This window comes from Acidimicrobiales bacterium, from assembly GCA_041394265.1.
Lineage (GTDB): Bacteria > Actinomycetota > Acidimicrobiia > Acidimicrobiales > SZUA-35 > JBBQUN01.
In genome coordinates this window covers 4,088,252-4,112,749 of the sequence record JAWKIO010000005.1, presented here as the reverse complement: position 1 = coordinate 4,112,749, position 24,498 = coordinate 4,088,252, and the positions used below count along the sequence as shown (strand labels likewise).

Below are 24,498 nucleotides of genomic sequence, written 5' to 3'. Positions count from 1 at the left end.
CCGAATGAGCGGGGCGAACCGAGCAGCAGCCGGCATCGGCATCAGCCGCAGCTTCGGCCTGGTGCGCGAAGCCTTGATCGGCGCGACGCTCGGCGCCGGACCGGCGGCCGACGCCTTCCGCACCGCCATGAAGGTGCCGAACATCGTCCAGAACCTCCTCGGGGAGGGCTCACTGTCGGCGTCGTTCGTGCCCGTGTACGCCCGCCTCATCGAGGAGCGCAACGAGGTCGAGGCTCGGCGGGTGGCCGGCGGCGTGCTCGGCTTGCTCACCGCAGCGATCATGTTGATCGTCGCCATCATGGTGCTCGCCGCCGGGCCGGTCATCAGCATCACGGCACCGGGCCTGACGCCCGAGGTCCACGACCAGGCCGTCTGGTTGACGCGTATCACCGCCCCCGGCATCGGCTTGCTCGGCATCTCGGCCTGGTGCCTCGGCATCCTCAACGCCCATCGCCAGTACTTCCTGAGCTACGTCGCGCCCGCACTGTGGAATCTCGCACAGATCGTCATGCTCACCGGTGTGGTGCTCGCAGCCACGTTGTTCGGCACCAACCCGACACCCGAGCGGATCACCACGCTGCTCGCCATCGCCGTCGGTATCGGCAGTGTCCTGCAGCTCGGCGTGCAGATCCCTCGGGTCCGGGTGCTCACCCACGGTGTCACGCCCCACCTCCACCGCGGCGGCCGCGTCGGCATCGTGCTCAAGCGATTTGCGCCTGCGCTCGGCGCCCGAGGCGTGGTTCAGCTCTCGAGCTACATCGATCTCACGCTGGCGAGCTTTCTGGCGACGTCGAGCATTGCCTCGCTTGCGCTGATCATGCCGCTCTACCTCCTGCCGATCTCGCTGTTCGGGTTCGCCATCGCCACTGCCGAGCTCACCGAGATGTCACGCCAGTCCGACCGGGCCGCCACGGTGGCGCTCCGGCTCGAGGTCGGCCTGCGCAAGATCGTGCTTCCCGCAGGTCTCGTCCTCGCCGTCTTCACCGCAGCCGCCCGGCCGGTCATCACCACGATGTACCAGTGGTTGAGTGAGGTGGTGGGCAAGTCGCCGATCTCCGACGACCGGGTCGACGTCATGGCGATGGTGCTGTTCGTGTTCGCGCTCGCCCTCCCCGCCACCATGAGCGCCCGAGTCACCCAGAACGCCCTGTACGCGCTGGGCGACGTCCGACGACCAGCACAGATCGCCATCGTGCGGCTGGTGGTTCTCACCATGGTGACGATCGTCGTCATGTTCCAGTTCGACCGGCTGATCGCCAGTGGTGGCAGCATCTCGGGCTGGTCCGATCTCCCCGCCGGACTCTGGTCACCCCTGCCGAAGGAAGTGCGAGCCGACACCTCGATCGCCCGGCTCGGCGCCGTCGGCATCGCCTTCGGAGCCGCCGTCGCCTCGATCGTCGAGTGGTTCCTTCTCCGGCGAGCGCTCGAGAAGCGCGTGGGTCGACACGTCTCCTCGGGGCTCGCGTTTCCTGTCGCCGCCGCCTCACTGGGCACCGCCGTCTCGCTCTGGCTTCTTCAGGTGATCCTCCCGATCGGTGCCCCGATCCAGGGCATCGTGATCGGTATCGCCGCCATCGCCGTCTACATCGGGCTCTTGCGCTTCCAGGGCCTACGACCACGTGCCACTGGCGACGCTCGTGCGCAGCGAGGCGCGACGGGGAGCGACTAGCATCACCGCCATGTTCAAGCTCATGAAGCGCTGGTGGAAGTACACGACTGCGAAGCTCACGGGGAGCTTCAACGAGCGGGCCGACCCCAAGGTCCAGCTCGAGCAGGCGATCACCGAGGCCCAGGATCAGCATCGCCGGCTCAAGGAGCAGGCGGCCAATGTGATCGCCAATCAGAAGCAGACCGAGATCCGGCTCAACCGCACCATGGAGGAGTACGAGAAGGTCGCCAACAACGCCCGTCAGGCCGTGATGATGGCCGACGACGCCCAGAAGAAGGGCGACACCGAGAAGGTCACGCAGTACACCTCGGCCGCCGAGTCGTTCGCCAACCGGATGATCTCGCTCGAGCGCGAGGTCGAAGACCTGAAGGCGCTGCACCTCTCCGCCTCGCAGGCCGCCGATCAGGCCAAGGCCGCAGTGAACCAGAACTCCACGGCACTGCAGAAGAAGCTGGCCGAGCGGCAGAAGCTCATGTCGCAACTCGACCAGGCCAAGATGCAGGAGCAGCTCAACAAGGCCATGGACTCGCTGTCGGAGACCGTCGGCGAAGACGTGCCCACCTTCGACGAGGTGCGTGAGAAGGTCGAGAGCCGCTACGCCAAGGCCAAGGGCGCGGCCGAGCTGTCGGAGTCGTCGGTCGAAGCGCGCATGCTCGAGGTCGAGCAGGCCTCGATCAACGTCGAAGCCAGCGCCCGCCTGAGCGAGATCCGGGCCCAGCTCGGTCTCGACACCGCCGCCACCAGCGAGCCGGCGGCCGCTCCGGCCACCGAAACCGCCACGGCCGACGGCGACTCCGCCTGATTCCTGGCCCCAGTCGGCCGGACTCGCCCAGAGTCCGGCCTGAACTCTCGGCTCACCAACCCACTCCTTGGCAACTCTCGGCTGTGGAGCCCACTTCCGGGCTCAGCAGCCGAGAGTTCGCATTTGGTGGGCTTGGCAGCCGAGCGTTGGGCGACCAGGGCTACTTGGGGAGGAGGACCAGGTCGTCGCGGTGGATGACGGCGTCGGGGAAGTGATCGGGGAGCTCCTCGGTGCGGCGACCGCTGAAGGCTTCGACCTGACCACTCCCCCAGCTGACCTGGCCCTTGGCGAACACCTCGCCCCGGTCGTCGAGGACTTCGACCGCTGCGTCGACGTCGAAGGTGCCCTCGACCTTGATGATTCCGGCCGGGAGCAGCGAGCCCTGCCGCTCCTCGAGAGCCCGACGGGCGCCGGCGTCGACGATGATCCGCCCGCTGGCCGGGAGAGCGAAGGCGATCCACAGCTTGCGGGCACCGAGGCGACGGTCACGAGCACGGAAGACGGTTCCCACGCCGGCCGTGCCGTTGATGGCGTCGATGACCACCCGATCCCGATGGGCCGAGGCGATCACCGTCTCGACTCCTGACCAGGTGGCGATCTTTGCCGCTGCGAGCTTGGACGCCATGCCCCCGGTGCTCTGGAGCGATCCCGCTCCCCCGGCGGCGGCTTCCATCTCGTGGTCGATGGCGACGATCTCCTCGATCAGCGAGGCCGACTCGTCGACCCGAGGATCGGCGGTGAAGAGCCCCGCCGTGTCGGTGAGCAGCACCAGCCGCGACGCCTCGACCAGGTGGGCGACGAGGGCGCCGAGCCGGTCGTTGTCGCCAAACCGGATCTCGTCGTCGGCAATGGCGTCGTTCTCGTTGACGATGGGCACGACCCCCGCCTCGAGCAGGGCGTGGAGCGTGCCCCGGCTCTTGAGGTAGCGGCGCCGGAACATGAAGTCGGTCGGGGCCAAGAGCACCTGACCACATAGCAGCCCCACCGTCGCAAACGCCGACTCGTACGCCCGCATGAGCGAAGTCTGGCCGACCGCCGCGGCGGCTCGCAGCATGGAATCGTTGGACGGCCGGGGACCACTCCACCCGAGCTGTGGGAGACCGGCGGCGATCGCGCCACTGGTGACCACGACCACCTGGCGCCCCGAGGCCTGGACCTCGGATACCTCACCGACCAGCTTGGTGAGCATGTCGGTGTCGATGTCGCCCGACGGACGCACGACCGACGAGGAGCCGAGCTTGACGACGACGATGGGCATCACATCTCTTCTTCGTATTCGAACGAGAACGCTCCGATGTGCACGATGTCGCCGTCTTTGAGACCGGCGTTGCGTAGCGCCTTGTTGACGCCGAGCTTCTCGAGCCGATGACGCATGTAGTCGAGCGCACCGAGATCGGTGAGGTCGGAGAGCGCGACCGCACGAGCGGCCGGACGTCCGAGCACTCGCCATGAACCGTCGTCTTCTCGGGCCAGCTCGATGCCGATCGGCTCGGGTCGGTGGATCACGAACCCTTCGTTCTCGTCGACCACGTCTCGGCTGGCGGCGACGAGTTCGGCGGTCTTCCACAGCATCGGCTCGAGCCCACGACGAGCGACCGACGAGATCGAGTAGTCGACGACCAGGTCGTCACCCCAGTCCTCGACACTCAGGACGTCGTCCTTCGACGCCACCACGATCGAAGGCCGATCGAGCAGATCGGGCTGGTAGGCGCCGAGCTCGTTGCGCAGCACCTCGAGCTGGCGCTGCGGCGAGTCACCATCGACCGCAGAGAGATCGAGCAGATAGATCAGAACTCGGGCCCGCTCGACATGGCGCAGGAACTGGTGGCCGAGCCCCACGCCCTCGCTTGCCCCCTCGATGAGACCAGGGATGTCGGCGACCACGAACTGCGTCTGGTCATCGAGGCGCACCACGCCGAGATTGGGTTCGAGGGTGGTGAAGGGATAGTCGGCGATCTTGGGCTTGGCGGCCGAGATGACCGAGATGAGGGTGCTCTTGCCCGCGTTCGGATAGCCGACGAGCGCCACATCGGCGAAGAGACGGAGTTCGAGGCGATACCAGATCTCCTCGCCCTTTTCGCCCTGCTCGGCGAACATTGGTGCCCGCTGCTTGTTCGACAGGAATCTGGCATTGCCCCGACCGCCCTGGCCGCCGACGGCGGCCTGCCACCGGTCGCCGGCGTTCGAGAGGTCAGCGAGCACCTCGCCAGTGGCGTGGGACTTGATCGTCGTGCCGATCGGGACCTTCACGATCAGATCGGACGAGTTCTTCCCGTGCTTGCCACTCCCCTGGCCGTGGGTGCCGTTCTCGGCGATGCGGTGGGGATGGTCGCGGAACGCCAGCAGCGATGCGACGTTCGGATCAGCCTCGAGCCAGACGCTGCCGCCGTCACCACCGTCGCCGCCGTCGGGACCGCCCTTGGGCACATGGGCCTCTCGCCGCATCGAGACACAGCCCGCGCCGCCGTCACCGGCACGGGCGCAGAAGTTGGTCTCGTCGACGAAATTGGACACCTACCGAGGATAGGGGCACCCCGGCGAGGGTCGGACGCCTATTCGCTCAGTCGGACCGGGTCACCCAGCACACGCACCGACCAGACCGTGCGGTCGGTCACCGCCACACCGGACTTCGGCTGATACCGGATGCGCCACCAGCAGTCACCACTCACACAGCCCGAGTTGGCCGGGATCGTGAGCCGGATGCGGACGGTCTGGTTGTTGAAGATCGGATTGCGGCCCGGTCCCGATGGGTCACCATCGACCACTAGGCATTGGTAGTTGCCGGCGGTCGTCGTCGTCGGGTCACCGGCCGTCACCGTGGTCCAGCAGCTGGTGCTGTTGCCCGTACGGTCGTTCACGTTGGCCGTGATACCGAACTCGGCCTGGTCGATCGTCTCCCAGGTGAACGCGGGACGAGTACGGTCGGGGGCGACGATCTGGAGGTTCGCCATACCTTCGCCCGGATCGAAAAGGGTCACCTCGAGCGTCTTGCCCGCATGCTGTGTGTCGATCTCGGCCAGGTAGAACGACGCAGGGTTCGTGCTCAGCACCGTGTTGCCATACGAGTCGTCCTCGGCGGCGTAGATCGACAGATAGTCCTTGGCGTACACCCGGGGGCAGGTCGTCAGGTTGGCGCCCGAGACCGTGGTGCACGCCGTGCCGATGGCGTTCGAGGGAGTCATGCGGATGGCGAAGGTGTTGATGCCATTCTCGGAGTTGTTGTCCCGCGACCGCACGTTGAGGATCCAGCGACCGGCCGGGTCAGAGCTCTGGATCTCGAACGCCGAAACCCAGCGGTTCGCCACGCTGCCCGAGCTGCAACCCTCGCTCAGGCCGAACGTCTTGACGAACCCTGTGCCGGTCGGCAGCGCTGACTGCCGATTGGTGTCGACGATGTTGTCGGTGTCGGTGATGAGGGTGTTGTCGGCCCGGTACAGCCTGGTCTGCAACTGCGGACCGGGCGACGACCCCGAGCTGCTTCCCTCCTGGGAGCTACAGATGCCCGGCTCGTAGAACTGCACGGTCCAGTTCTGCGTCAGCGCACCGGCAGGAACGTCGAGCACGTAATAGAACCCTTCGGGCTCGTACTGAGGATTGGCGATGGCAGTTGAATGAGTGCACGACCCGGCCGCGCCCTGGACCGCCGAGGAGATCTGGTCACCCTGCTGGCGGCCGTAGCACTTCGAGTTGACGGCAAGCCAGATGCCTTCCTGTGTTCCGCCCACCTGGGGCTGGTTGCCGGTGCCGAGCGCCGACGACGGGTTGCCCATCGGCACGGGAAGGATGAACTCAGCGGTGCCGAAGCGGTGCAGGTCGAGGTCGTCCTGCTGGACAACGCCACCGAAGTAGGTGTCGCCCTTGGCGGTGATGTCGACTCGAACCGACTGTGAGTTGATGATGCTGAGCTGTACGTCGACATCGGGATCGGTGGCGTCGAAGCCGTTCTGTTTTGCCGTCTGGAGCGCCACCTGGAGGGCCTTCGCGTCATCGGGCATCCACACGACGGCAGCGAGTGCCGACGCGTCGGCTGCCCGCTGCACCTGGTTGGCTCGCGAGTACCAACCGCCGACATCGACGGCGAGAGCAGCGAAGATCATCAGGGGGATGAGCAGAAGCGCCGTGGTGGCGAGCACGTACCCGCGCTCGCCCTCCCGTTCGGTGGCGTGCGTCGGGCGATCGATGTCGGTCATGTGAGGTCGGGCTCCAATTGCATCACGCTGATGGCCCGAAGGGTCGAGCCATCGCCGGGGAAGTAGCCGGTGAACCACGGGCGGTGCACCTCGACGTACACCCCCATGCGGTCGGGACCGGTGCCGGTGAGGGTGACCTTGCGTCCGTTGGTTCCGCCCGGCGTGCTGGGTGCCGAGCGCCAGTAGGTCAGGTTGTACGTGCCCGAGTCGATGCCGGCCTTGTTGTAGACGTTGCAGGTGCCGTTCACGCCGCCGGTCGCCGAGGACGTGCTCACGGCGAGACAGTTCGGCGGCACCGCACCGTCGGCAGTGGTCACCTTGTAGACGATGATGCGCCGGATGTTGGCGAGTTGATCCGCATCGAGCACGGCCAGCGCGGCCTCGATGGCCTGCTGGTCGGCGGTGGCGTCGTCGCCGAGATGCGATCCGACGCGGGCGCCCTGGCGAGAGGCCTGGACGATGGTCTGCTGGTCGCGCCAGGCCATGCCCATCTCCATCATGCCGAGCACGAGGGTGATGAGCAGGGGAAGCACCATGGTGAGCTCGACGAGGACCGAGCCCCGCTCGCGTTCGCCGTTGTGGCGTCGTGTGAGAGAACGGCGATACATCAGGTGGCGCGCTCCGGCTCGAGGCGGATGACCTTGGTGTCGGTCAACGTGCGATTGGTGCCGAAGAACCCGGTGATCATCTTGTGATTCACCGCCACGTAGACACCCACGAAGTCGGGGTCGGGCAGCCGGGGGTCGCGGCTCGACGGACAGAACGAGATGTCGACCGACGCCGGATCGCTACCGGTTGCCGGATGGCAGCCGAAATAGGTGGTCGCGACTTCGTTGCCGAGGCCGTCGTCCTCGACCAGGCCGAGCGAGAGTTCGTAGGCGTGGTACACGTTGCACCCACGTTGGGAACCCGAAGACACCTGTGAGGTGCCGGTCGGCCCGATGCAATTGGCCGGAGGCTCGTCATCGGGACCGGACGCTTCGAAGATCACGATCGACTCGAGGTCCTGCAGGTTGATGGCGGCCAGACCGTGATTCACGCTGCGCAGCGTGAAGAAGTCGGCGTCGAGATCGTTGCCGGCAACCGACGCAGAGCGAGCCCCGACTGACGCCGCGTTCGACACCGTGAGGTAGTCGCGAAAGAGAAAGCCGAACTCGATGATCCCGAAGATCAGCAGGAAGAAGACGGGCGTGACGAATGCCGCCTCCACCATGGTCGATCCGCGTTCGCGCTGGCGACGCCTGCTGTTCGGCGAGTGCATGGAGGTCCTATCGGCACATGTGGCCGAACTCTTGATGCTCTCTTGCCGATCTCCTGGTGAGTCATTCGACCCGGCAGGGCGGGTCGTGACGCGACGAAGGCGCCCCGTGGGCGCCTTCGTTCGACTCTTGGTATCGACGAGCCGGGCTCGTCGGGAAACCCGGTGTCAGTCGGTGAGGACGTCGACCAGCTTGCGGCCCTTGCGGAACCCGAACTTCACCTTGCCTTCGGCCGTGGCAAAGAGGGTGTCGTCGCCACCGATGCCGACGTTGCGGCCGGGGTGGAACTTGGTGCCACGCTGGCGCACGATGATGGACCCGGGCTGCACCTGGGTGCCGTCGAAGCACTTCACGCCGAGGCGCTTGGCCTCGGAATCACGACCGTTGCGAGTTGAACCGCCACCTTTGGTCTTTGACATCTCAGCCCCTCTTGATTCCGGTGATCTCCACCGTGGCGTAGGTCTGGCGATGGCCATACCGACGACGCTGGTTGGTCTTGTTCTTGTAGGTGAACCCGTCGATCTTCGGTCCCTTGGACTCGCCGATGACCCGAGCCGAGACCGACACGCCCGACAGCTGTTCGGGGGTGGCGAGCACCTCGGAACCGTCGACGAGAAGGACCGGTCGGAGTTCGACCTCGGTGCCGGCTTCACCCAGCCGCTCCACCTGGAGCTGCTGGCCTTCCTCGACCCGATACTGCTTGCCACCTGTGGCAACGACTGCGTACATAGACGGTAGAGGTTAGCGGCGCAACATCGCTGCGCCACCCGATCCACACATCACAACGGTGTCATTTTCTCCTGGCCGCTGGCGAGCGGTGCAACCTGGCGATCAGCGCACTCCGGCCTCGAGGACATGTCCCCGCCCGTCGCAGTGCGGGCAGCGCGACGACAACGATTCGAGCAACCCCTCGCCGATGCGTTTGCGGGTCATCTCGGCCAGCCCCAGTTCGCCGATCTCGTAGAGCTGGGTGCGGGTCTTGTCCCTGGCCAGCGCCTGGCGCAGCGTGCGGGTGACGTCGTCTCGATTCTTCTTGTCTTCCATGTCGACGAAGTCGATGACGATGATCCCGCCGATGTCGCGCAATCGCAGCTGGTGAGCGACCTCTTCGGCTGCTTCGAGGTTGTTCCGGTAGACCGTCTCCTCGAGGCTCGACGAGCCCACGTTCTTGCCGGTGTTGACGTCGATCACCGTGAGCGCCTCGGTGTGCTCGATGATGAGCGAACCGCCCGACGGCAGCCACACCTTGCGGTCGAGCGCCTTGTGGAGCTGCTCGTGCACGTGATAGCGCTCGAAGATCGGCAGGCCCTCGGCGGCCTCGTCGTAGAACTCGACCCGGTCGGCCAGCGCCGGGGTGATCACCGACACATACGACGACACCTCGTCGTAGAGCGACTTGTCGTCGATGATGACGGCCCGGTATTCCTTGTTGAACTCCTCGCGGATGACCCGCACCGACATCTCGGGTTCGCGGTAGAGCAGCGCCGGCGCCTTGGTCTGGTTGGCCAGCTTCTCGATCTGCTCCCACTGCTGGATCAAACCCTTGACGTCACGTTGAATCTCTTCGGCGGTGACGTTCTCGGCTGCCGTGCGCACGATGATGCCGTGCTCCTTTGGTCGAGCCTTGTCGAGGATCTTCCGGAGACGCTTGCGCTCGGCGTCGGGTAGGCGCTTCGAGATGCCGTAGGTGTCGGAGTTCGGCACCAGCACCACGAAACGGCCCGGCAGCGACACCTCGGTGGTGAGGCGGGCCCCCTTGTGCGCGATCGGGTTCTTGGTGACCTGACACAGCACCGTCTGCTTGGCCTTGAGGATCTGCTCGATCTTCGGTTGAGCGTTACCCGATCCCTCGAAGTCGGCCTTGTCGTATTGCACGTCGCCCCGGTAGAGGACGGCGTTCTTGGGGGTGGCGATGTCGACGAAGGCCGCTTCCATGCCGGGCAGGACGTTTTGGACCTTGCCGAGGTAGATGTTGCCGTGGATCTGGAACGTGTCGTCGGCCGCGCGTGACACGTAGTACTCGATCAGGTTGCGACCCTCGAGGATGGCGATGTGGGTGGCGTCGCCCTGCTTGGAGACAGCCATGACGTAGCGGCCGACCGCTCTGCCCTTGCGGCTCCGTCCACGTCGGCTCTCGAGCTGTGACTCGTCGAGCTCGACCGGTGCGTCGGCCACGATGTGTTCGACCACGTTGGCGCCACCGTTGCGCTGGCCTCCGGACTGACGGTTGGCGTCGCCGCCACCGGACTTCGAACGGCTGCGGCGACGCTTTCGCCGCGGCTTGCCGTCGCCGCCGTCGGCTCCTCCCCCATTTCGCTGCTGGCCGCCCTGTTGCTGTTGGCGGCGGTTGTCGCCGCTGGTGTCGCCGTCGCCCTGCTGGGCTTGGCGGCGCGTGCCACGACCGTTTCCGTTGCCACCAGCACCGCCGCCGGACTCGCGGTCGGCGTCGTTGCGCGGTGGCCGTTGACGGTTCCGCTTGCGAGGCTGGGAGCGATTGCCGCCGCCGTCACCCTCGGGCGACGACCCCCCGCCACCCGACGACTGGCCTGCGGGTTCGAGGGGCGCCGGGCGCGAGTCGCCGATGCGGGGCTTGGGTCGCACGGACGGCGGCGGGGTGGCCGCTGCTCGGGCGGGTCGGCCGTTCGCCGAGGTGTTGGCGGCAGGTGTGGTGTCGGAGGATGGGTTGGCGTTGGTGGGCGGCGAACTGGTCGGCGCTTGCTTCGGCGCCCGGTCGGCAGATGCGGATCCGCCGTTCTCGGAGGCGTCGGACATGGTGTGAGTCCCTTCTCATGTGGCTCCCCCGTGGGGTTGCCCGGTCGTCACCAGCGTGCGGCCGATCGGCTCGCTTCGTTCTGGTTCGACACTCGTCCATTGGTGGGTGCGGCGTACCCGGCCTTCCTCGACGTCGGGTCCGATGAGCTGCACGAGTTCGGCAGGTCGGAGCGAGACGGATTCAGTGGCCAGGACGGCCGCCAGTCGCACGCCACGATCTGTCGGCCCCTGAATCTCGAGTTCGAGAATGGCGGGGCGGACATCGACCACGGCGACCTTTCCCTTCCGCGTGCGTTCCAGCGGAAGTTCGGTGGCGTCGATGATCGACGCCACGGCGACGGCTACCTCGGAGGGCGGGAGGCCGATGACCTCGATCTCCCAGCTGCAGGCGACGATGGCTTGCTGCAGCGATACCGAGCCCGACTCGAGCGGCACGGCACTGACGACGTCGAGGCCGTCAGGCAGTGCAGCGGTCATCTGGGCGCAGAAGTCCCCGAGGTCGACCGAGGTAGCAAGGTCGACGTCGAGGTATTCGGCATCTGATTCGTGGGCCACCGAGAGCGCCAGGCCGAAGCTGAGCTTCGGTCGAGGCGAGAACCCCTCGGTGTACGAGACCGGAAGCCGTAGCTTTCGAAAGGCTCGCTCGAACAGTCGAGCGACATCGCGATGGCTGGTGAAACGCACCTTGCCGTTCTTCGCGTAACGCAGGCGGATCTTCATGGGGCGTCAGGACCTCGCCGACGAAGCGAGCCGGGTGGGCGACAGGACCACCGGGGTGGCACCGCCGGTCGACAGATCCTGCCCGGTGCCCTGGCTGCCACCGGCGGGTGGCGTGGCGGACGCGACGACGTGCTCGATGCCGTAGCCGGTGCAGGCTCCGCAGTCGTAGCACGGGGTCCATCGGCAATCGGGCAGACCGACCTCGGCGAGGGCGTCTTGCCAGTCCTGCCAGAGGAAGTCCTTGTGGAGTCCGGCCGAGAGATGGTCCCACGGCAGGTACTCGTCTTCGGTGCGGTGCCGGTGGACGTACCAGTCGGGATCGAGCCCGGCGTTGGCCATGGCCGTGGTCCAGCGTTCGAGGTCGAAGAATTCGGTCCACTCCTGAAAGGTGCCGCCGGCCCGCCACACCTCTTCGAGGACGTCGCCGATGCGGCGGTCGCCGCGGCTCGCGATGCCTTCGGCGAGTGTGGCTCGGGCGTCGTGCCACTTGAGCTGGACACCCTTCATCTTGCGGGTGGATTCGCGCAGCAGGTTGATCTTGCGCTGGAGTTCCTCGGTGGTGTTCTGGCCGAACCACTGGAACGGAGTGAACGGCTTGGGCACGAACCCGCCGACCGATGCGGTGACGCTCGCACGCTTGTTGTGCTTCTTGCCGATCTCGACGCAGTTCTTCGCCAGCTCGGCGATGCCGAGGGTGTCGGGGTCGGTCTCCGACGGCAGCCCGGTGAGGAAGTAGAGCTTCACCCGCTGCCAACCCTGTGAGTAGGCGGCATCGACGGCCTCGTAGAGGTCTTCCTCACGGATCAGCTTGTTGATGATCTGGCGCATGCGCCAGGTGCCGGCCTCGGGAGCAAACGTGAGCCCGCTGCGCTTCGCCCGCTGCAGCTGGGCAGCGATGTCGACCCCGAAGGCGTCGACCCGCAGGCTGGGAAGCGACACGGTGACCGGCCCACAGTTGGCCGCCTCGGCGTCGTCCATGATGCCGGTGACCGTGGGCGAGATGCCGCTGAAGTCGGCCGTGGACAGCGAGGTGAGCGACACCTCGTCGTAACCGGTGCGCCGCAATCCCTGGGCCACCATCGACCGCACCTGGTCGGCCGGGCGCTCACGCACCGGACGGGTGATCATGCCGGCCTGGCAGAAACGACAGCCCCGGGTGCAGCCGCGGAAGACCTCGACGTTGAGACGGTCGTGCACCACCTCGGTGAGCGGCACCAGCTGGTTCCTCGGGTACGGCCACTCGGCGAGGTCGGCGATCGTGCGCTTCTCGATCCGTTCGGGCACGCCCGGGAACTTCGGGGTCATGGCGACGAGCGCCGGGCCTTCGTAGTGCGGCTCGTACAGCGAGGGGACGTAGACACCCTCGATCTTCGCCAGTTCGCGGTGCAGGTCTTCCCGGGTGCCGGCCGACGAACGGTTGCTTGTGCCGGTGCCATACCGGAACGCGGCCACGACCTCGGTGATCTCGCCGATCGCTTCCTCACCGTCGCCCAGGACCACCACGTCGAGGAAGTCGGCGAGCGGCTCGGGATTGTAGGTGCAGTGCCCACCGGCCATGATCAGCGGATCGTCGACCGACCGCTGGGCCGTGCGCAGCGGCACCTGAGCGAGGTCGATCGCGTTGAGCACGTTGGTGTAGGTGAGTTCGGCCGACAGGTTGAAGCCGATGATGTCGAACTCGCGAGCCGGCGTGTGGTGCTCGACCGAGAACAGCGGGATCGAGCGGGCCCGCATCTCGGCCTCGAGGTCGATCCAGGGACAGTAGGCCCGATCGGCCCGGGTGTCGGCTCGCTCGTTGGCGATCTCGTAGAGGATCTGCAGACCCTGGTTCGGCAGGCCGATTTCGTAGGCATCGGGATACATGAAGAGCCAGCTGACCAGACCGGGGGCCGGGGGCTTCGCGCCGGCGCCATCTTCACCGCCGATGTAGCGCGCCGGCTTCTGCACCTTCGCGAGAATCGGTTCGAGATCTGGCCACACCGATGTCATCAGATCTTCAGGCTATCGGTTGGCACCCGTCACACGGGGGAACCCCGGTGGCGGTGCACTGCCACGCTCTGTACCAGCCCGATTGCAAGGAGTGAGGTGAGGAGGGACGACCCTCCATAGGAGACGAAGGGCAGGGGGACCCCCGTGATGGGCATCAGTTTGAGGTTCATGCCCACGTTCTGGAAGACCTGGAAGAGGAACATCACGAACACCCCGACACAGATCAGCGTGCCGAAACCGTCGCGGGCCAGCCGAGCGTTGCGAAGGATGCGCCACAGGACGAACCCCTCGAGCGCTATGATGACACTCGTTCCGACGAACCCGGTCTCCTCACCCCACGAGGAGAAGATGAAGTCGGTCTCCTGCTCGGGCAGGAAGCCGGCCTGGGTTTGCGGGCCCTGCAGGATGCCCTTGCCGGTGATGCCGCCGGAACCGATCGTGGTCACCGACTGGCGCTGCTGATACCCGGCGCCGCGGGGGTCGGCGTTCTCGTCGACGAAGGCCGTGAGTCGCTCGCGGGCGTACTCGGGCATCAGCCCCGTCTGGAACGCGACGGAGACCACCGCGATGCCCGAGATCAGCAGCAGGAGCATCACTCGGGCGGGGACCCCGGCGGCGAGGAAGATCCCGAGCGTGATCGCGCAGTAGACGAAGACCGACCCGGTTTCGCCCTCGAGCAATACCAACACCGCCAACAGCCCGAGGATGCCGAGTGCGCCGGCGATGCGGTGAGGCTCGATCGAGCCGGTACGACCCGTGAAGATGGCCGACAGCGTGACCACCAAGGCCAACTTCGCGAACTCGGCCGGTTGCACCGACACCGGCCCCAGCACGAACCACGCCTGCGTCCCCTTGATCTCGCTGCCGAGCGGCGTCAACACGGCGATGAGCACCACGATGGTGACGATGACCGCGAGTCCCAGGAAGTTGCGGATCTCGCGATAGTCGACGAAGGCAACGATCCCGAGCAGGATCGAGCCGATCACGAGGAAGCCCGCCTGCTTGCCCAGCGAGAGTAGCGCGCCGTCGGGATCGGCCTGTGTGGCGCTGAACACGGCGACCATTCCCAGCGACACCAGGGTGACCACGGCCGCCAGCAACGACCAGTCGACGTTGGCGAACTTGGCGGCGTTCGCCTCGGGCCGGACCCGGGGCGAGGAGAGCGTGGAGGTCATGGCGAACTCCCGGTGGTCGGGGCGTCGGCCGGCGCAGCGGGTTCGGTGGCGGGCGGTTCGGTCGACGGTTCGGTGGTGGGGGCCGTGGTCGTCGTGGTGGGCGTCGGCTCGCTGGTGGTCGACGTCGATGGTGCCGCGGCGGTGGTCGTGGTCGGGTTCGGTTCGACAGCCTCGGTCGTTGGGGTGGTCGGCGTGTCCTCGACGACCTCGCTGTCGGCGTTCGAACTCGCTTCGCCGCTGCCGATCTCGGGCGCCCGAGGGAACTCGACGTGGGGTTCACCGGCGAGCGGCGCGGCCGGCAACGGAGCGAAACCGCCGAGCAGTTCGAAGAACCGGCGCACGGCCGGCGCAGCTGCGTCGCCACCGAAGCCCGCCTGCTCGAGTACCGCTGCCACGGCGTACTGCGGATCATTGGCCGGCCCGTACCCGGCGAAGAGGGCGAAGTCGGCTTTCTTCGCAACCTCGGCGGTACCGGTCTTGCCGGCGATCGGGTACTCCGACAGGGGGAAACCCTCGAAAGCCTTGGCTGCGGTACCCGTGCGCGGCACCCGGATGAGCCCGTCTCGGATGGTGGCGAGCGCCGCCACGTCGAACTGCTCGTCGCCCGCCACCCGGGGTTCGAAGTCGATCAGCGTCTCGCCCGACACGGGATCGACCACTCGATCGACCAGCCGCGGCTGGTGGCGAACACCGCCGGACGCCAACACCGCATACGAGTCGGCCAACTGCAGCGGGGTCACGAGCAGGTCGCCCTGGCCGATCGACAGATTGATGTTGTCCCCGGTGTACCAGCGGGCGTCGTCGCCGAATTCGGCCATGCGGTTCTCGGGTGTGGGCACCCGGCCGCTGCGTTCCTCGGGAAGCTGGATGCCGGTGGCCGTCCCGAAGCCGAATTGAGCGGCAACGTCCTGCATGATCGTTTCGCCGTAGGTGTCCTGCTCGACCCAGAACTTCTCGCCCAGCGAATAGAAGTAGGTGTCGCTCGACACCTCGATCGCCTCGGCCATGTTCACGTAGCCGTACTGGGCGTCGCCGGCGTTGCGGAACTGGCAACCCGACTTCTCCGCACTCGTGCAGCTGTTGATCGTGAACACACCCTGGTCGTTCCAGTAGTCGTTGGCGCCCCGCGCCCCACTCACCAGTGCTGCATATCCAGTGACGTGCTTGAACGTCGAGCCTGCCGGATAGAGACCCTTGATCGTTCGGTCGAGAAGTGGAGTGTCGGGCCGGTCGAGCAGCGACTGGTACTGGCTCGACGACATCCCGAACACGAAGTCGGACGGGTCGTAGTTCGGATAGGTCGCGAGCGCAGCGACGGTGCCGTCTCGCACATCGACGGCGACGAGACTGCCGGCATCGGCTACGTGCGGACGACACCCCCGGCAGGCGTCGCGCTGGCGGGCCAGCTCGAGCTCGTCGACGAGAATGCGCTCGGCGGCGTACTGCAGGTCGATGTCGAGCGCCAGGTAGACATCGGCGCCGGGCACGGCCTCCTGGATGATCTCGACCTCTTTGATCACCCGGTTCTGGGCGTCGACCTCGACGCGGCGGATCTCGGGGACGCCCCGCAGCGTCGACTCGAAGAGGGCTTCGATTCCCGCTCGGCCCAGTTCGTCACCCGGCTGGTAGACCTTGGTGTCGTTCTTCTCGTTGAGCGCGTCGGCGGTTTCGGTGTCGCCGACGTTGCCGATGTAGCCGATGATGTTCGCACCGGTCGATCCATACGGGTAGACCCGCACGTAGCGCCGCTCGACATTGAACCCGGGAAACTGCCGCTCCTGCAGGGTGATCCACAACCGAACGCTGACGTCTTCGGCGATCGGCTCCGGTTTGAGCGATCCATTGCGCGCGGCCTGATACCGGCGTTCGAGCTGGTCGACCTTGAACTTCTCGCCCTCGCGGTTCACCTCGTCGGCAACGGCCGTGAAGATCTCGGCGCGCTCCTCCTCGTTGTAGTCACGTAGCTGGGTCCAGTCGAGCGTGACCACCCTGGATTCGCGTCGGCCGGCGAGCACCTTCCCGTTGGTGTCGTAGATGAGCCCGCGCGGCGCCTCGGTGACGATCTCGCGGGTTCGGTTCTCGGCGGCTTGCGCCGTGAACTGGGGCGCCTCCATCACCTGGAGGAAGTACAGCCGGGCCAGGAGCGTGCCGAGCAGGGCCACGGCCATGAAGGTGAGCAGGCCGAGGCGGCGACCGAGGAGCGCTTCGTTCATGACGCCATCGCCGAACTCGTGAGCGAACGGTCGTGGTCATCCACCATCCAGCTGGCGGCGTGGGTCAGGGGGTGTACCAGCGCCGCGCCGATTGCGCCGGCGAGCAGCAGGCGGCCGATCGATTCGAGGCCGAACTCCGGCGGCCGGAGGCCGAAGACCGTGCCCGCCGCCCAGGTGGCGCCGGTCACGAGCACGACGATGGTCGCCCCCTGCACGGTCCGGAACGTGGCGCCCGGCTGCAGCACTCGGAGTCGGGCCATCACGATCAGCCAGGCGGCGAGGCAGTACACCAGCGCCGACAGGCCGAAGGGTCCGAACTGCATGGTGTCGAGCAGGATCCCGGTGGTGAAGCCGAGGATGGCGGCATCACTCGGCGTGGCGACGAAGCCAACGGCGACGATCAGTACCAGGGGAACGTCGACCCGAACCGCTTCGAGGGGCTGGTAGCGGTCGAACACGGTGACCTGCACGAGCACCACAGCAAGGATGGTCGTGAGGGCGTGGCCCCAACGAACTCGTGAATCCCTCATCGCCAACTCACTCCGGTTCCGGGACCAACAGGACGGTGAGATAGCCGAGATTGTCGAGATCGGCGATCGGTTCGAGCAGGGTCGCGTCGCCGTCGATTCGCAGTCGACCCACCGGAATGCCGCCGGGGTACCGGCTCCGATCGAACCCGCTCGTGAGGAATCGAGTGCCGGTGGACACCACGTCGATCGCCCCGTCGACCAGGTCGACCACGAGCGGATTGCCGTTGCCGGCGCCCGACGTCACCCCCGTTGCCCGGTCGGTGGCGGTGACCACGCCGACGTGAAGGCGAGCATCGGTGATCAGCTGGACCTGCGAGCGACCGCCCTCGACGGCGATGATTCGACCGACGAGACCGGAGCCGGTGACGATCGGCATGTCGACCTCACAGCCGTCGTCGCTGCCCCGGTCGATCTCGATGATCCGCTCGAGGTTGGTGTCGCGGTCGGTCACGACGCGAGCGGTCACGCGAGGAATGTCGCCGACGTAGTCGATCTCGGTTGCCTCCAGCAGTTGCTCCAGCTCGCGCTCGGCCTCCGGAAGCCGGGCTACTCGGCCTTCGAGGTCGGCAAGATCTCGCCGGAGCTGGGCGTTCTCGGCCTGGAGGTCGTCGTAGTGCACCGCCCCATTCCACGCCGACCCGATCGGGCTGAGCACGAACCCGATCACCGCACGGAATGGTTGGGTGGCGGTGTACGCGACCTCTCGCACGCCGTTGAACGGTCCAACGGAGCGGGCATCGAGGGTCATCAGCGCCACCGCCGTCACGACGAGGAGCACGACGACTCTGCGTGAGGGAACAGCAGGTCGGGCCACGAGCAGGTGCCGAACTTCGGCTACTCCTGGGGCGAATAGATGTTGCGCAGCGTGTCGTAGGCCTCGAGGTATTGGCCCGAGCCGATGGCGACGGCGTGCAGCGGCTGTTTGGCGATCTTGATGGGCATCCCGGTCTCGTGATTGAGGCGGGTGTCGAGGCCCCGCAGGAGCGCACCGCCGCCGGCGAGCGTGATGCCGTGTTCCATGATGTCGGCGGCGAGTTCGGGCGGGGTCTTGTCGAGCGTGACCTTGACCGCATCGATGATGGCGCTCACCGGTTCGGCCAGCGCTTCGCGGATCTCCTCGGTGGTGGTGACGATGGTCTTCGGCAGGCCGCTGACCAGGTCTCGACCGCGGATCTCGGCCTCGTACTCCTCGGGCAGGCGATCGGCGGAGCCCAGGTGGATCTTGATCTCTTCCGAGGTCCGCTCCCCCAGTGCGAGGCTGTATTCCTTCTTGATGTAGTTCATGATGGACTGGTCGAGTTCGTCGCCACCGATCCGAACCGACTGCGATGCCACGATGCCGCCGAGCGAGATGACGGCGACCTCGGTGGTACCACCGCCGACGTCGACGATCATGTTGCCGGTGGGGTCGTGGACCGGCAGACCGGCACCGATCGCCGCAGCCATCGGCTCCTCGATGATGATGGCCTGTCGGGCACCGGCGAACTCGGCGGCGTCACGCACCGCACGCTGTTCGACCCCGGTGATCCCCGACGGCACACAGATCACGATGCGGGGCTTGGCCACCCATCGGCCGGGACTGACCTTCTGGATGAAGTACCGCAGCATCTCTTCGCAGATGTCGAAATCGGCGATCACACCGTCCTTCAGCGGACGGATGGCCTGGATGTGACTGGGCGTTCGCCCGATCATGCGTTTGGCTTCGATCCCGACGGCGAGGGGCCGATTGGTGTGCACGTTGATGGCGACCACCGACGGCTCGTCGAGCACGATGCCATGGCCGCGCACGTAGACCAGGGTATTTGCGGTCCCGAGATCGACTGCCATGTCGCGAGCTCCGACCGAGCCCAACATATTCGAGAGTCGAAATCCAGCCATGGTTCACCCCAACGTGATCATTGCCCGCCCCGGCAGGCTAGGAGAGGTGAGGCGCCGCCACAAGGGCACCCCACCGTCGGCACCGGCCTGATCAGGCCAATCCGGGGAAGAAAATCCCGATCTCGCGCTCGGCGGATTCGTTCGAGTCGGAGCCGTGGACCAGGTTCTCGGTCATCTCGGTCCCGAAATCGCCGCGGATGGTCCCGGGAGGCGCCGATGCCGGATTGGTCGGGCCCATCATGGTGCGGACGATGGCGAAGGTGTCCTCGGACCCCTCGACCACGGCGACCACGGCCGGGCTGCGCGACATGAAGGCCTTGAGGTCCTCGTAGAACCCCTTGCCCACGTGCTCTTCGTAGTGACGGTCGAGCGTGGCGGCGTCGAGCTGGCGGAGTTCGACGGCGGCGAGGGTCAGGCCCTTGCGTTCGAATCGGCCGAGGATTTCGCCGACGAGGCCGCGTTCCACGGCGTCGGGCTTACAGATGACAAGCGTTCTACTCACCCCGGCAGGCTACAAGGGAAGCAGCACCGGTTGGGCGTTCACCCGAGGGAGAAGGTCTGGTTGTTGGGTGAATCGACCGGCTTGCACGTGCCGTTCGGCGACGTGCCGTAACCCCACTGGATGAGTCGGGCGCCCGCGGCGCTCGAATCGCCGTAGACGTCCATGCACCAGCCCGTTTCGGCGTTCTTGAACTGCACCAGACCCCCGGCCGCCGGCACGATCGTCCACAGCTGATCGACCGATTCGACACATAGCTTGTCGACGATGCCGGCCGCCATGTGCGGCCCTTCGGTGCCGAAGCAGTTGCCGTCGATGCTCGAGATGGTCGAGAGTCCGTCCGGCCGGGTGTAGATCCGGATCGGACGCTGGATCGACGAGCACGGCTGCTGCTCGACGAACCCGCCGCTCACGACTTCGAGGCACATACCGGCGGTGACCGCACCGGTGGTCCCGTCGTGCACCTTGTCGCCCGAGTATCGGCCCGGCCCGGCGGGGGCGGCAGTGTCGATGTCGCTCGCGGCACACGAGTCCGGCTCGAGGTCGACCTGTCCGCCCGAACCGAGCACGACGGCAAAACAGCGGCCGGACTCCGATCGCACCGCAGCCACCCATCGCCCGGCGTTCGATGCGTCGATGCTGATCGACCGCGGCCCGGTCGAGGCCTCGGTGGCGGCGAGATAGGTGTAGCCGGGCTCGGCGCGGTCGAGGGAGACGGCCGACGCGAACGTGAAGTCGGAGCGGAACTCGCTCAGCACGATCGCCGAGGTCGTCGCCGTGCGAAGGGTGGATCGGGCGGCAACGTCGTGGGCCCGCTGGCGTGCCCCGAGCAGGCTGGGGGTCGCGACCGCCAGCAACACACCGATGATCAGCACGACCACCATGACCTCGATGAGGGTGAAACCGGCATCGGCAGACGGCTCCTTCCTTCCGGCAAGCGATCGCTCCCCCATCGACGACACGGTTCTCAGACCTTCCGGAGCTCGAGCCAGAAGAGCTGGGCGCCGTCTTCGCGGTCGAAGATGGTGATCGTGTGCTGGCCGGCCGACAGCGGCAGGACCAGCTCCAGTGGGGTGCTGAACCGATCTTTCGCCTTGGCGACACCGGTGCCGGTGTCCCAGAGGTAGCCCTCAGCGGGCTGGCCGTCGATCTGGATCCAGAAGGAGTCCGAGGTGCCACCGAACGATGCGGTCTGCCCCCACAACCAGTAGTCACTGGCCTCGGTCACGGTGAAGACGAACGAAGCCGACGAGTTCGTAACCGAGGGCGACGATGAATAGTGGCCCCCCTCGGGCACGCTCACGTACCCAGCTGAATACACCATCGAGCCGGTCAGCAGGGCGTCGACGGCATCGACATGGAGGACCGGCGTCGCGCTCGCCCAACCATTGTTCGAGATCCCGGCACCGGGCGGAGCATCGGGGACGTCGGCGTCGACGTCGTCGGCCAGACATGTCGACGAAGGGACGTGGACCTCGCCTCCTGCCTCGACGACGGCGGCGAAACACTGGCCGGAACCTGACCGGACGGCGGCGGCCCAGCGTCCCGACGACGTTGCGTCCACGCTCACGACCGACGGGCCGGTCGATGGCTCGGAGCCGGCGACGTAGGTGAAGCCGGGTTCGGACTGCGCCAACGCTGCAGCCGAGGCAAAGGTGAAGTCGGAGCGGAACTCGCTCAAGATGACCGCCGAGCTCGCAGCGTTTCGCAACGTCGACTCGGCTGAGGCGTCCTGTGCCCGTTCCCGAGCCCCGATCAGCGACGGGGTGGCGACCATCATCAACACGCCGAGGAGCATGACCACGACCATCACCTCGACCAGCGTGAATCCCCCATCGCACGGGCGCGGCCGGCCCGCACGCGGTCGGCGTGCGTGACGCGGCGGGGTCATCCGCTGGCGCGGCGGTGTGGAGGCAGGCACCTCTCCAGCTTCGGTAGGGGCAACGGGCGCCATGAGTTGGTCGAGGTCAGCGCCTGCGACGCGACGGTGGCCCACCCGCAAGGGGTGGGCCACCGTCGGTTCAGCTGCCGCCAGGCTACACCTTCACGAGTTTCAGGCTCGACAGCCTGGTGCCGTCCTCGCGTAGGGCGATGGTCACGGTGTGGGTGCCTGGCTGCAGGCTCACGGTCACGTCGCTACCACCGTTGTTGTCGTTCACGTAGTCGGTGCCGTTGCTGACGCCCCACGTGTAGCCGCTCGATGGCTGGCCGTCGACCTGGACGTAGAATGAGTCACTTCCGCCACCGTTGGTGATGGTTGCGCCCTGGATCTTGTACGTTCCCGCCTCGGTCACCGTGAAGGTGAAGGTGGCCTTCGAGCTGGTGCTGTTCGCACCGTTGAAGTTGTTGCCCGAGTTCTCCGCCGTACCGATGGAGCCGTTGTTCAGCGTCATACCACCGCTCAGGGTGGCACTACTGGCGCTGACCTCGAGCAGGGCCGGCGGGGCGGTCGTGGTCGGTGCTGCCGTCGTGGTGGTGGGTGCTGTCGTCGTGGTGGTCGACGGTGGCGTTGACGGGGTCAGAGGGAAATTGTGGTTGTTGTTCGAGGTCGTGCTCTTGCACTCCCCGTTCGGCGAGCTTCCGGTGCCCCACTGGATGATGTCGGCACCGGAGCTGGTGCTGTTGCCGCTCACGTCCATGCAGTAGCCGGTCACCTTGTTCTTGAACTGCACGGTGCCGTTCCACGACGGCACGAGCGTCCAGAGCTGGTTGTCGGCCTCGGTGCAGGCCTGGTTCTTGACCTTGGCAGCGCTCGAACTGGACTCGGTGCCGAAGCAGGAGCCGCTGGCCATCGACACGGTGACGAAGCCGTCGGGGCGCTGGTTGATCTTGAGCGGGGCGGCCGTTCCGCTGCAGGCGACCTGCTTCAGCTGACTGCCGACCACCTCGAGGCACATCCCCGAAATGTTGGTGCCGATCGTGCCGGTGAAGATCTCGGTGCCCGACGGGTACGTCGGCGCCGCGGTGGTGGGGGTCGTCGGTACCGTCGACGAGCTTCCAGTCGGTGCGGTGGTGTCGGTCGACGACGAGCTCGGAGCGACCGTCGTCGACGTGGTGGTGGTCGTGGCGATCGTGGTCGTCGTGGTGGGAACCGCCCATTCCGGCGGATTCTCGAGGATCGACGTGGCCAGATACTCGCGGCCTTCCAACGGTTCGGCGATCACCTGACCGGTGTCGACCAGGTACTGACCCGAGGTGTCCTCGAGCGTGTTGAGGGTCCCGAGCGCCACCGAGGTGAACGTCGCAAGGACAAGGGCATAGCCAGTGAGCGTTGCCCCGTGCTGGCGTTGGCGGTGCTTCGATGGACTCTTCACCCCCGGAGCATCGGCCGTTGCGTCAAAAAGCTTGAGCCAGATCTCGTGTTCGCTCGACGAAGGGTTCGAACGACCCCGTCGATCAGGAAGAAGTTCCCGCCTGCCGATGTGGTCCGGTCGACCGACTCGCTGTCAGTTGTCGGTTGTTGCGGCGCTCGCCTTGGCTCGGAGTTCGCCAATGACGTACAGCGAACCCGCAACGAGGATGAGGTCGTCGTCGTTGGTGACCGAGCGGGCGCGGGCGAAGGCGTCGACCACATCGGGGACGATCTCGACGTCGATGCCCAGCGTTGCCGCCGCCGCTGCCACTTCACTCGCCGGCAGCGCCCGGCTCCAGGCCGGCTGGGTGACGATGACGGCGTCGAAGTCCTCGGCCCCGATGGCTCGGAGCATCTCGACCGGGTCCTTGCCGACGAGCATGCCGAAGACCAGCACCCACGATCCGAGCCGGGCGAACTCCTCGTCGAGCGTGCGCTTGGCGGCCACGGCGCCGTCGGGATTGTGGGCACCATCGAGGATGACGATCGGGTTGCGGCCAACGATCTCGAAACGGCCCGGGATCTCGACCGTGGCCATCGCTTCCTCGATCAGCTCGAGTTCGAGGGGTCGATCGAAGAACGCCTCGACGGCCATGACCGCCGTTGCCAGGTTCTGGCCCTGGTGGGCACCGTGGAACGGCACGTGCACCGACTCGAGTCGTCCGTGCGGCGTGCGAATGTCGACCGCACGACCGCCGAGGGCGACCACATTGGATTCGAGGTCGAAGTCGGCGCCGAACTCGTAGGTGGCGACCGATGGCTCCTGGTCGAAGATCGGACGCAGGTCCCCCATCGGCGAGCCAAGCACCACGCGGGAGCCGGGTTTGATGATCCCGGCCTTCTCCGATGCAACTCGTTGCCGCCAGCCGTCGGCACCGTCGGTGTGGTCCTTGCCGATGTTCGTGACCACGGCGACGTCGGCCTCGACCAGGTTGGTGGCGTCGTAGCGCCCGAGGAGACCGACTTCGACCACGGCAACTTCGACGCCGAGTTCGGCGAACCAGGTGAGCGCAGCGGCGGTGAGCAGCTCGAACCGGGACGGCCGCTGGCTGAGCAGCGGTTCGACGTCGGCCAACAGGGTGAGCACTTGGGCCAGGTCGAGATCGGAGATCATGTTGCCGTCCCAGCCGATGCGCTCGTTGACCTTGACCAGGTTCGGGCTGGTGTAGGAGCCGACCGACAGGCCCATCGTCGCCAAGATGGCGGCGGCGAAGCGCGTGGTCGAGCCCTTGCCGTTGGTACCGGTGACATGGATCACGCGATAGCTGTGCTGCGGGTCGCCGAGAGCAGACAGCAGCTCAGCCATGGCACCGAGGCTCAGCCCGTCGGTGTCGCCGGCCTTGGGAAGGTTGTCTCGAAGCTGGCGGCTGCGCGCCGAACCCGGCGGTGGGGCAGTTCCTTCGAGGTTGGTGTGCGACTCGAGCCAGTCGAGTGCGTGTTGATAGTCCAC

Annotated in this window: 22 protein-coding genes; 2 read left to right on the top strand and 20 right to left on the bottom strand. The window is 66.6% G+C overall.

The window, feature by feature from the left end:
- The first annotated feature begins 4 nt into the window (after positions 1 to 4).
- Both murJ and R2733_19820 read left to right on the top strand, forming a co-directional pair.
- Positions 5 to 1,669 carry a murein biosynthesis integral membrane protein MurJ gene (gene murJ / locus R2733_19825; GenBank protein MEZ5378760.1) on the top strand — a complete coding sequence of 555 codons (1,665 nt, stop codon included), beginning with the start codon at positions 5 to 7 and terminating at the stop codon, positions 1,667 to 1,669.
- A gap of 10 nt (positions 1,670 to 1,679) precedes the next feature.
- Positions 1,680 to 2,471: a PspA/IM30 family protein gene (locus R2733_19820; GenBank protein MEZ5378759.1), complete on the top strand. Its 792-nt coding sequence runs from the start codon at positions 1,680 to 1,682 to the stop codon at positions 2,469 to 2,471.
- Between the two features lie 160 nt (positions 2,472 to 2,631).
- On the opposite strand, the gene proB is transcribed toward R2733_19820, so the two are convergent.
- From proB to R2733_19720, 20 genes are all read right to left on the bottom strand, one after another.
- Positions 2,632 to 3,729 carry a glutamate 5-kinase gene (gene proB, locus R2733_19815; GenBank protein MEZ5378758.1) on the bottom strand — a complete coding sequence of 366 codons (1,098 nt, stop codon included), beginning with the start codon at positions 3,727 to 3,729 and terminating at the stop codon, positions 2,632 to 2,634.
- Positions 3,729 to 4,985, bottom strand: coding sequence for a GTPase ObgE (gene obgE, locus R2733_19810; protein MEZ5378757.1), 1,257 nt, complete (start codon positions 4,983 to 4,985; stop codon positions 3,729 to 3,731). The genes proB and obgE overlap by 1 nt, the downstream gene beginning before the upstream one ends.
- 38 nt (positions 4,986 to 5,023) lie before the next feature.
- Positions 5,024 to 6,661, bottom strand: a complete 1,638-nt coding sequence (locus R2733_19805) for a pilus assembly protein TadG-related protein (protein ID MEZ5378756.1) — start codon at positions 6,659 to 6,661, stop codon at positions 5,024 to 5,026.
- Entirely contained in the window at positions 6,658 to 7,269 is a 612-nt protein-coding gene (locus tag R2733_19800) for a TadE/TadG family type IV pilus assembly protein (GenBank protein MEZ5378755.1), read from the bottom strand. Before R2733_19800 ends, R2733_19805 begins: the two co-directional genes overlap by 4 nt.
- Positions 7,269 to 7,922 carry a pilus assembly protein gene (locus R2733_19795; protein MEZ5378754.1) on the bottom strand — a complete coding sequence of 218 codons (654 nt, stop codon included), beginning with the start codon at positions 7,920 to 7,922 and terminating at the stop codon, positions 7,269 to 7,271. The genes R2733_19800 and R2733_19795 overlap by 1 nt, the downstream gene beginning before the upstream one ends.
- A 165-nt stretch (positions 7,923 to 8,087) precedes the next feature.
- A complete protein-coding gene (gene rpmA / locus R2733_19790) occupies positions 8,088 to 8,339 on the bottom strand; it encodes a 50S ribosomal protein L27 (GenBank protein ID MEZ5378753.1) in 252 nt (83 codons plus the stop codon).
- Position 8,340: 1 nt separating this feature from the next.
- The gene (gene rplU, locus R2733_19785) at positions 8,341 to 8,649 is read right to left on the bottom strand and encodes a 50S ribosomal protein L21 (protein ID MEZ5378752.1); all 309 of its coding nucleotides are present in this window, start codon (positions 8,647 to 8,649) and stop codon (positions 8,341 to 8,343) included.
- A gap of 102 nt (positions 8,650 to 8,751) precedes the next feature.
- A complete protein-coding gene (locus tag R2733_19780) occupies positions 8,752 to 10,692 on the bottom strand; it encodes an Rne/Rng family ribonuclease (protein MEZ5378751.1) in 1,941 nt (646 codons plus the stop codon).
- Between the two features lie 15 nt (positions 10,693 to 10,707).
- Positions 10,708 to 11,412 carry a TIGR03936 family radical SAM-associated protein gene (locus R2733_19775; protein ID MEZ5378750.1) on the bottom strand — a complete coding sequence of 235 codons (705 nt, stop codon included), beginning with the start codon at positions 11,410 to 11,412 and terminating at the stop codon, positions 10,708 to 10,710.
- Between the two features lie 6 nt (positions 11,413 to 11,418).
- The gene (locus R2733_19770; GenBank protein ID MEZ5378749.1) at positions 11,419 to 13,401 is read right to left on the bottom strand and encodes a TIGR03960 family B12-binding radical SAM protein; all 1,983 of its coding nucleotides are present in this window, start codon (positions 13,399 to 13,401) and stop codon (positions 11,419 to 11,421) included.
- 29 nt (positions 13,402 to 13,430) lie between these two features.
- The gene (locus tag R2733_19765; protein MEZ5378748.1) at positions 13,431 to 14,576 is read right to left on the bottom strand and encodes an FtsW/RodA/SpoVE family cell cycle protein; all 1,146 of its coding nucleotides are present in this window, start codon (positions 14,574 to 14,576) and stop codon (positions 13,431 to 13,433) included.
- Positions 14,573 to 16,789, bottom strand: coding sequence for a penicillin-binding protein 2 (mrdA, locus tag R2733_19760; GenBank protein ID MEZ5378747.1), 2,217 nt, complete (start codon positions 16,787 to 16,789; stop codon positions 14,573 to 14,575). Before mrdA ends, R2733_19765 begins: the two co-directional genes overlap by 4 nt.
- Positions 16,786 to 17,319 carry a rod shape-determining protein MreD gene (gene mreD, locus R2733_19755; GenBank protein MEZ5378746.1) on the bottom strand — a complete coding sequence of 178 codons (534 nt, stop codon included), beginning with the start codon at positions 17,317 to 17,319 and terminating at the stop codon, positions 16,786 to 16,788. Before mreD ends, mrdA begins: the two co-directional genes overlap by 4 nt.
- A gap of 7 nt (positions 17,320 to 17,326) precedes the next feature.
- A complete protein-coding gene (mreC, locus tag R2733_19750; GenBank protein ID MEZ5378745.1) occupies positions 17,327 to 18,097 on the bottom strand; it encodes a rod shape-determining protein MreC in 771 nt (256 codons plus the stop codon).
- A gap of 56 nt (positions 18,098 to 18,153) precedes the next feature.
- Positions 18,154 to 19,146 (bottom strand): rod shape-determining protein, encoded by a 993-nt coding sequence (locus R2733_19745; GenBank protein ID MEZ5378744.1) that lies wholly within the window; start codon positions 19,144 to 19,146, stop codon positions 18,154 to 18,156.
- A 142-nt stretch (positions 19,147 to 19,288) separates the two neighbouring features.
- Positions 19,289 to 19,699: a nucleoside-diphosphate kinase gene (gene ndk, locus R2733_19740; protein MEZ5378743.1), complete on the bottom strand. Its 411-nt coding sequence runs from the start codon at positions 19,697 to 19,699 to the stop codon at positions 19,289 to 19,291.
- Between the two features lie 38 nt (positions 19,700 to 19,737).
- Entirely contained in the window at positions 19,738 to 20,649 is a 912-nt protein-coding gene (locus tag R2733_19735; protein MEZ5378742.1) for an RICIN domain-containing protein, read from the bottom strand.
- Between the two features lie 14 nt (positions 20,650 to 20,663).
- Positions 20,664 to 21,587 (bottom strand): prepilin-type N-terminal cleavage/methylation domain-containing protein, encoded by a 924-nt coding sequence (locus R2733_19730; GenBank protein MEZ5378741.1) that lies wholly within the window; start codon positions 21,585 to 21,587, stop codon positions 20,664 to 20,666.
- Between the two features lie 145 nt (positions 21,588 to 21,732).
- The gene (locus R2733_19725; GenBank protein ID MEZ5378740.1) at positions 21,733 to 23,010 is read right to left on the bottom strand and encodes an RICIN domain-containing protein; all 1,278 of its coding nucleotides are present in this window, start codon (positions 23,008 to 23,010) and stop codon (positions 21,733 to 21,735) included.
- Between the two features lie 132 nt (positions 23,011 to 23,142).
- Positions 23,143 to 24,498 carry a Mur ligase family protein gene (locus R2733_19720; GenBank protein ID MEZ5378739.1) on the bottom strand — a complete coding sequence of 452 codons (1,356 nt, stop codon included), beginning with the start codon at positions 24,496 to 24,498 and terminating at the stop codon, positions 23,143 to 23,145.